The sequence below is a fragment of the Methanococcoides sp. genome (genome assembly GCF_030594565.1).
GTDB lineage: Archaea > Halobacteriota > Methanosarcinia > Methanosarcinales > Methanosarcinaceae > Methanococcoides > Methanococcoides seepicolus.
Genome location: NZ_JAUVEY010000104.1, coordinates 1 through 7,784 on the forward strand (window position 1 = coordinate 1; position 7,784 = coordinate 7,784).

The window sequence follows — 7,784 nt, forward strand, 5'->3', positions numbered from 1 at the left end:
ACCACTGCAAAGTTGATCGCACCATTCATGCCACACCTTGCGGAAGAAATGTACCAGAACCTTGTGAGGAACGTTGATGAAAATGCACCTGTGACCATCCACCTCTGCGATTGGCCAGTTGTCAACGAAGCACTTGTTGACGCCAGCCTTGAAGCACAGATGAAGGTCGCACGCTCTATCGTCGAGGCTTCTTCCAACGCTCGCCAGAAAGTAGGACGTAAACTCAGATGGCCGGTATCACGCATAGTTGTCAGCCCGACAGATGAGAACACGATCGCAGCTGTCGAAGGACTGCGCTATGTTCTTATGGACCAGACAAATGCCAAGGATATCGAGACTACCAATGTAGGAGAAAGCTGGAACGAGCTTGGAGTGAAATCCGCACCTAACCCCGGAGCTATCGGACCGGTCTTCAAAGGAGATGCAGGTAAGATCAGTGCCGCTATCGGCGCAATGGATGCTTATGACCTGAAGAAAGGACTTGCCGGCGGAAAGATGGAGATCACCCTTGCAGACGGTACGAACGTGACTATCACTGAGAAAATGGTCAATTTCAGCGAAACAGTTCCGGAAGATGTGGGAAGTGCTGAATTCAATGGCGGAGTTGTCTTCGTTGATGCAAAACTTTCCCGTGAGATAGAGTCAGAAGGCTATTCAAGAGAGGTCATTCGCAGAATACAGGACATGCGTAAGGAACTTGACCTTGATGTCGATGACAGCATCAGAGCACACATACAGATCAGCGATGAAAGGGTACTCGACCTTGTTCTCGACTTTGAGAACTACATCGCGAAAGAGGTACGTGCAAACGTGCTTGTGATCGGCCTGGATGTCGAGACCACAGGAGAGCTCGCGAAGGAATGGAATGTTGAAGGCATCCCGATGACCATTGCGATCTCAAAGGAAGAATAATACAAAGGTGTGAAAATGGATTTTAAAAAGTGGGAGCCAGTCTATGAAGCGATCCTCGAGGACTTCGGGTTCTTGAGGGAAGAAGATGAGAATGCTGCCAACATCCTTTCCCATCTTCTGATAGGACCTAACACCGCAAGTACCGATGTACTTGAAGAGCTCATTTCCAGAAAGGATGTGCTTGTCTGTGGGAATGCACCCACACTGGCACAGGAGCTTGACCAGGTCAATATCGAAGACCACGTTGTCATCGCAGCCGATGGTGCCACTGCAACGCTTGTGGACAGAGGCATCATACCAGCGGTCATCGTGACAGACCTTGATGGCGATGTGGAAAAAGAGATACAGGCAAACAAGGAAGGCTCAATTGCAGTCATACACGCCCACGGCGATAATATTGAACTGATATTCAAGTATGTTCCAAGGTTCAACAACATCATAGGCACCACACAGGCAGCCCCTTTAAGCAACATATACAACTTCGGTGGTTTCACCGACGGCGACAGATGCGTTTTCCTCGCAGGCGAGTTCAATGCGGCCAGCATAACCCTTGCAGGTTTCGATTTTGACGATGAGAACGTAACTGAGATGAAACATAAGAAGCTTGGCTGGGCGAAGAAGTTGCTCGGCGTCCTCTGAACTTTTAATTCTTCCTCCCATTCCCTCTTTTTTTCTTTCTTTGTTCTTTTTTTGTTCATCAATTAGTATTTTGAGAGAATATACGAAAAGTTGGTTCGGACCTACGCCATGGGAGGAAAAACTATTTCAGACAGAGTCGAGATGAAATTATTTCCATACACCACCCATAAATATTGATAGCAATTACAATAATACAGTATATTTTATATTGTTTCAATTGTAATATTCAATCGAAAATATAGTCCTTCATTACATTATAAATAAAATAACGAATATTGTTAAATTCTAAAGAGGTTTTATGCGAACTTTAGTGATCTGTATCGACAGGGATAATGACCTGGGAGAAAAGGCAAATGTCTCCAGCCCCATCAAAGGGCGTGAAGATAATATCAAGGCTGCAGTGGAACTTGCAACTGTTGATCCTGAAGACTCCGATTCAAATACGATATTCGGAGGTATCAATGTCCTCAATGAGCTACATTCAAAGGGTATTGATGCGGAAATTGTGACCTTTGCAGGGGACAAGAACGTAGGGGTAATATCAGATCAGAAGATAGTTGTCCAGCTTGATGCGTTCCTGGAAGAGAATGATATCACGAATGCGATCTTTATTTCCGATGGTGCAGAGGATGAAACCCTTATACCGATCGTCCAATCACGCGTCAAGATAGACTCCGTAAAACGAATAGTGGTCCAGCAGAGTGCAAATCTTGAAAGTACATACTACATCCTCAAGAACGCATTCAATGACCCGAAGATATCACAAACGTTCTTCGTACCAATTGGACTTACAGCATTGATATATGCAATATTCCTTCTGGCAAACTATCCCGAAGGTGCTATAATCGGGATTTTAGCAGCTATCGGTGCTTACATGCTTTACCGCGGATTCAATCTTGACCAGCCTTTCGCCCTTTTAAGGGAAAGGATGAAGGGGTCCTACTACGAAGGGCAAATGACATTTGTGACAAATACAATTGCCATAATCCTTGCAGTAATAGCCACAATGATAGGAGCAGTCACGTTGTGGAAGTACTTTACCGCAGGTGGTGGCTGGTATTATGGACTTATCACGTTATTTACCGTATTCATCAATGTTACGGTCTGGTGGTATGTGATAGCCATACTTTTTGCCAACATAGGAAAAATGGTCGACCTGAAAATAAACGATCATTTTTCAATAAAGGATGTATCACCATCACTATTCATTACGGCAATGGGATTGCTTTTCTGGGGTGCGAGTACCTACATACTATCAGTCAGTGCATTACCCGGTGCATCGGATGTACCCGACCTTAGCCTCCAATATTTCATATATTCAGTAGTAGGAGCGATAATAATTGCTCTTGCAGGCATTAAGACCTCCCTAAAAGAATCCTTTTCTGACACACAACGTAAGGTCAAAAAAGGTAAAAAGGATAAAAATAAGAACTAAAAAGACAAATTACCAACCATGAGCATAGATGTAGCAATACTTGGTGGTATCGGATCCTCTTCTTTTACAGATGGAGATACAAAGATCATAGCCACACCCTATGGAGATGTAGGGGTGCATATTACCCAGAACAATGGGAAGAGCATCGCAATGATACCCCGACATTCCGGTGCAGCCGAACATGTACCTCCACACATGATCAATTACCGTGCCATCATCTGGGCCATCCGCGAACTTGGTGTGAAAAGAATAATAGCAACTAATTCAGTAGGCACCATGAAAGGCCATCCAATAGGAAGCTTTGTAGTAACTGATGATTTTATCGATTTTACCAAAAGTCGCATATCCACATTCTATGATAAGGACACCGTTCATGTGGACATGACGGAGCCATATTGCCACATCATAAGCAAATGCCTGATGGATTCCCTTGATAAAAAAGGTCTCAGCTACACCAGAGGCACCTATGTATGCACCGAAGGACCACGTTTCGAGACCCGTGCAGAAATAGCGATGATGAGCACTTTCGGCGACATCGTGGGGATGACAGGATTACCGGAAGTTGTGTTGGCAAGGGAATTGGAACTTTGTTATGCGTCTATTTGTACCATCACTAACCAGGCTTGTGGAATAAACGATAACAAGATAACTGCAGATGAAGTTGTGGAAGAACTTTGCACAAAACAGGATATTCTGCTGGAAATACTGTTCGATGCCATTGACAACCTTCCCATGGAAAGGGATTGTGGCTGCAAAGATGCGACCCACGGTGCACGCCTTTAAGGCAAGTACAGAGGTAATCTCAGGGGAATTATGCAAAAAATATAACTTACGATAGCTGAACATACCCTGATGCTTGCTACCCAGTTCCCCGATCCAAAAGATCGACAAGGTCATCAATTAATTGCCTACTAGCGTTTCGATGAACTTTCCAAACCCTTCATCGTGATCCCTAGCTGAAAATTCAAATATGCTAACATCCGGATTGATAGCTTCAAGCATATATCTTATTGAAGATACCTTAGCCATATCTGTAGAATCGATCTTGTTTATACCGATAATATCCGATACCCTGATCTGTTTAATGATGAAATTTGGCAATTTGGCAATTTCACTGCTAAAAGTGCCTGCATCTAAAAGGTATACAAGCAGGAAGGACAGATCCTCAAAAGGCATGTAGTCAAGGCTTTCTTTTATCTGAGCTGGAAAGGCAGGACCTTCAAGCTCTATGAACACAAATTCAGGGACAGACTTATCAGCCATCTCCTTTAGTGTCTTTTCGACAGCAAACCGCAAACTGCAAGGCACACATTCAACAAATAATTCTTGTATAGAGATTCCCTCAAAGGGGAGGGAACTATCATCAAGCTTTGTATCGCCTTCACCTATAATTATTATTGCCAGTTTCTTGCTTATTTCACCAAGATATGTTCCGATCTTGCCTATTAAGGTAGTTTTCCCACTTCCCTGCAAACCACATAAAAGAATTGTTCTCATTGAACTCCCCGTATTACCTATTTGGATCTGTTAACGTATAAACATGGCCTTCTTGCCAGATAAAAAGTAACTAAATAATATCAGCATAAAGAAAATCCGAAAAAATAGCAGATCATTGGGAAAATGTATTTTCAAATAACAATGAAGTTCGGTGAAAAAGCAGCTAACATTCCATGAAAGCAGTTGAACTCTTTAAGGATAAAGGGAAAACAAAGTGAAATATTGCCCCATGCTGTCGTTCATCATGCAATATCCTTTGAAGTATCGATCTGCACACCTTCTGAAACTTTGAACTTGAGAACGTCCGAATTAGGCACCATTCCGCGTATCTTGGGAATTGCGAGCTTGCTTATTACATGATCACAGCTGTGGTCAACGCTTACATCGAAGATGACATCAGAAGCGTTAAGCACCTCATTTTCAATATGCTCATCGTAGCATCCTTTCAATGAATAAAGATAGAACATGCTATTGGTCTCTTTAGAGGTTTCGTAGATTATGTTGGTAAACCTCTTCAACAGACCGGGATTCACATTGAGATTCATGAAGAATGAGAAATTGTCAAAGATAATGTTGATATCTTCATCGACAGCATCGTTCTGGATGTTGTGCAGATTATATTCAGTGAACTCGAGGATCTTGGAGTCGACATACTCATTGCCCACATTATCGATCATATCACCCAGTGGAGTAAAATAATATTCACTGTAGATATCGACAAATACGATGTGAGATGGATCAAGATTCTGATTTATTATATCCCTCATGATATATTTAGGTCTGCGCCCTGTGGTAAAATAGTATGTCTTGCGTGATTGAGTAAATTCGTAAAGGAAGACCTCTGCCATTGATCTGGGATCTGCCGAAAAATAGATCATGGAACTAAGTGGCAAACCACCGCCAAGGCTTCGGTCCAGAACGTAGATACCAGTAGGTGAAATGATAGGACCCTTATAGACCGGAGTCTGAGGTTCAGGCACTTGATCACGAGTAAGAACTTTCGACTTTGGGACGGCACAGAAGTCAAGTTTCCGGCGGTTGGGAATCTCTTCTGAAGTAGAGCATTCTTGTACTGCCGTATTTTGCATCTCCGACGACTTTGGAGTAAGTATTACTTCTACACCCATAGAAAGACTACCTGACATGTCCTACCCCCCATAACGTCATTACTCAGTACAATCCAATACAATTATTGAGTAAGTGTATACACATATATAAAGAGTGTGAACACGAATACCTACGTGTGCATACATCAAATCTAAAAAAGGTTTGGACAAACATGATTTATATGTGAGTGCACCTCTTTGAAATCAGAAAATGACTTTGTGGACATTCCTAAAAGCTGAGAAAGCAAAGGTCATAGTAATGGCCATCAAGGACCGTAAAAGAGTGCCACTCCTGACCGGAGAGCTCATCCTTCGCACATCCCCTGCAGGCCCACGTCCGCATAAATTTCGCGTGGTCAAAGATGATAAAGAGGAGTTAAGACAACCAGAGGAGTTCATTGAGCTTCTCAGGATCTCAGAGCGCATTCTTATCGATATTGAGAGTGAAAAGAGGAGCGAAGCTGCCGTCCGGGAACTTCTGGATGATTTCCACCTGGAATCGGAAGATGTGCATGTGTGCAGGTTCTGCCTGCTAAAGAAACAGTTCAATTTCATTAATAAGAAGTCGATCAAATATCATCACGAACTAATTTGCGAGGATTGTGCAAAGGAAGAGCTTGAGATGGCACTTCGTAATGCACATAGTTATATTGGTGATGAGGCTGCAGATCGCATCCTGCAGATCATGCTCACCACGCGTGACCTTGACCGTACCATAGGCATGCTGAGCCCGGAAGAACTTGACCTTGAATATACACGGTTCGATACGATAGAGCAACAGACACATGCCAATAAGATAAAGATAAAGGATGTCCCGCTCTCAAAAAAGCTTAAAGATATACTGCTTCAAAAATCCGATACATTCCTGCCGGTACAATCACTATCCATCGAAAAGGGATTGCTGGAGAGAAGGAATCAGCTTGTTACATCAGTTACTGCTACCGGAAAGACCCTTATTGGAGAAATCGCGGGTATTGAGAACATCTTGCATGGACACGGAAAGATGCTCTATCTTGTCCCTCTTGTGGCACTGGCGAACCAGAAATATGATCAGTTCAACAAACGTTATTCAGGGATAGGGCTCAATACCTCGATAAGAGTAGGAAGTTCGAAGATAAGGACATCGAAGACAAAAAAGATGAAAAGGGGACTTGATGCCGACATTATAGTGGGTACATATGAAGGTCTTGACGTTATACTTCGTACAGGGGATGCCGATCTTCTGGGACAGATCGGTACTGTGGTCATCGATGAAGTGCATATGATAGAAGACTCTGAGCGTGGTCACCGTCTGGATGGAGTTATCGGGAGGCTCAAATACGTTGCATCAGGTGCACAGTTCATTTACCTTTCAGCAACTGTGGCAAAACCAAAGTTGCTCGCAAAAAGACTCAATACCGAGCTTGTGGAATATGAATACAGGCCGGTACCCATTGAAAGACATCTGCTTTTCTGCCCGGAGAGCAGCAAGATCAGACTGATGACAAAGCTTGCCAAGGACGAGTATGCCAAGGTCTCTTCGAAGGGACACCGGGGACAGACGATCATATTCACAAATTCACGCCGGAACTGTCACAGTATCGCACAGGCAATATCGATACCCGCATCCCCATACCATGCAGGTCTTTCAATGGAGGAGAGAAAGAAGATCGAAAGGCGGTTCGAGAAGGGAGACATACCGGTCGTGGTAACTACAGCAGCCCTTGCAGCAGGAGTGGATTTCCCGGCCTCACAGGTCATCTTTGAATCCCTCGCCATGGGTATAGAATGGCTGAACATGCAGGAGTTCCTTCAGATGCTTGGCCGTGCGGGAAGGCCTGACTTCCATGACCGGGGTATTGTTGTCTTGCTTGCCACCCCTCAAAAACATTATACCAGTGAGCAGACCGGTACTGAAGAGGAAGTTGCTATCAAGCTGTTGAATGGCGAGATGGAACATACGGATGTGAAGTATGGTGAAGAGGAACAGATAGAGGAGATACTGGCAACCGCTGCTGTCACTACATCGAAAAGGGACCTGGAGACCATACACCGGAACATGTTGGCGGACTTTTCCTTTAGTTCATTGCTTGCTAAATTGAAAAAGAAGAAGTTTATTACGATAAAGGATGATTCCATCGCACTTACGAAGTTCGGAAGTATTGCCGCAGGACATTTTCTTTCGATATCAAAGGCGTTCTTGATACGTGATGCGG

Annotated in this window: 7 protein-coding genes; 5 read left to right on the forward strand and 2 right to left on the reverse strand. The window is 43.7% G+C overall.

Features of this window, described 5'->3' with window-relative positions:
• The 4 genes from QAS77_RS08810 to QAS77_RS08825 all read left to right on the forward strand — a co-directional run.
• Positions 1-912 (forward strand): DUF5915 domain-containing protein (locus tag QAS77_RS08810; protein WP_305065004.1); only part of this gene is annotated, 912 nt, incomplete at its 5' end.
• Positions 913-927: 15 nt separating this feature from the next.
• Positions 928-1,551 carry a 6-hydroxymethylpterin diphosphokinase MptE-like protein gene (locus QAS77_RS08815; RefSeq protein ID WP_305065006.1) on the forward strand — a complete coding sequence of 208 codons (624 nt, stop codon included), beginning with the start codon at positions 928-930 and terminating at the stop codon, positions 1,549-1,551.
• 298 nt (positions 1,552-1,849) lie between these two features.
• Positions 1,850-2,986 (forward strand): DUF373 family protein, encoded by a 1,137-nt coding sequence (locus QAS77_RS08820; RefSeq protein ID WP_305065008.1) that lies wholly within the window; start codon positions 1,850-1,852, stop codon positions 2,984-2,986.
• Positions 2,987-3,004: 18 nt separating this feature from the next.
• Positions 3,005-3,769 (forward strand): MTAP family purine nucleoside phosphorylase, encoded by a 765-nt coding sequence (locus tag QAS77_RS08825; RefSeq protein WP_305065010.1) that lies wholly within the window; start codon positions 3,005-3,007, stop codon positions 3,767-3,769.
• Between the two features lie 117 nt (positions 3,770-3,886).
• Here QAS77_RS08825 and QAS77_RS08830 read toward each other — a convergent pair whose 3' ends face one another.
• Positions 3,887-4,483 carry a GTP-binding protein gene (locus tag QAS77_RS08830; protein ID WP_305065012.1) on the reverse strand — a complete coding sequence of 199 codons (597 nt, stop codon included), beginning with the start codon at positions 4,481-4,483 and terminating at the stop codon, positions 3,887-3,889.
• Positions 4,484-4,725: 242 nt separating this feature from the next.
• Complete coding sequence (locus tag QAS77_RS08835; RefSeq protein ID WP_305065014.1) at positions 4,726-5,628, reverse strand: RAD55 family ATPase; 903 nt, start codon at positions 5,626-5,628, stop codon at positions 4,726-4,728.
• 172 nt (positions 5,629-5,800) lie between these two features.
• Here QAS77_RS08835 and QAS77_RS08840 point away from each other — a divergent pair.
• A partial coding sequence (locus QAS77_RS08840) for a DEAD/DEAH box helicase (protein WP_305065016.1) occupies positions 5,801-7,784 on the forward strand: 1,984 nt, incomplete at its 3' end.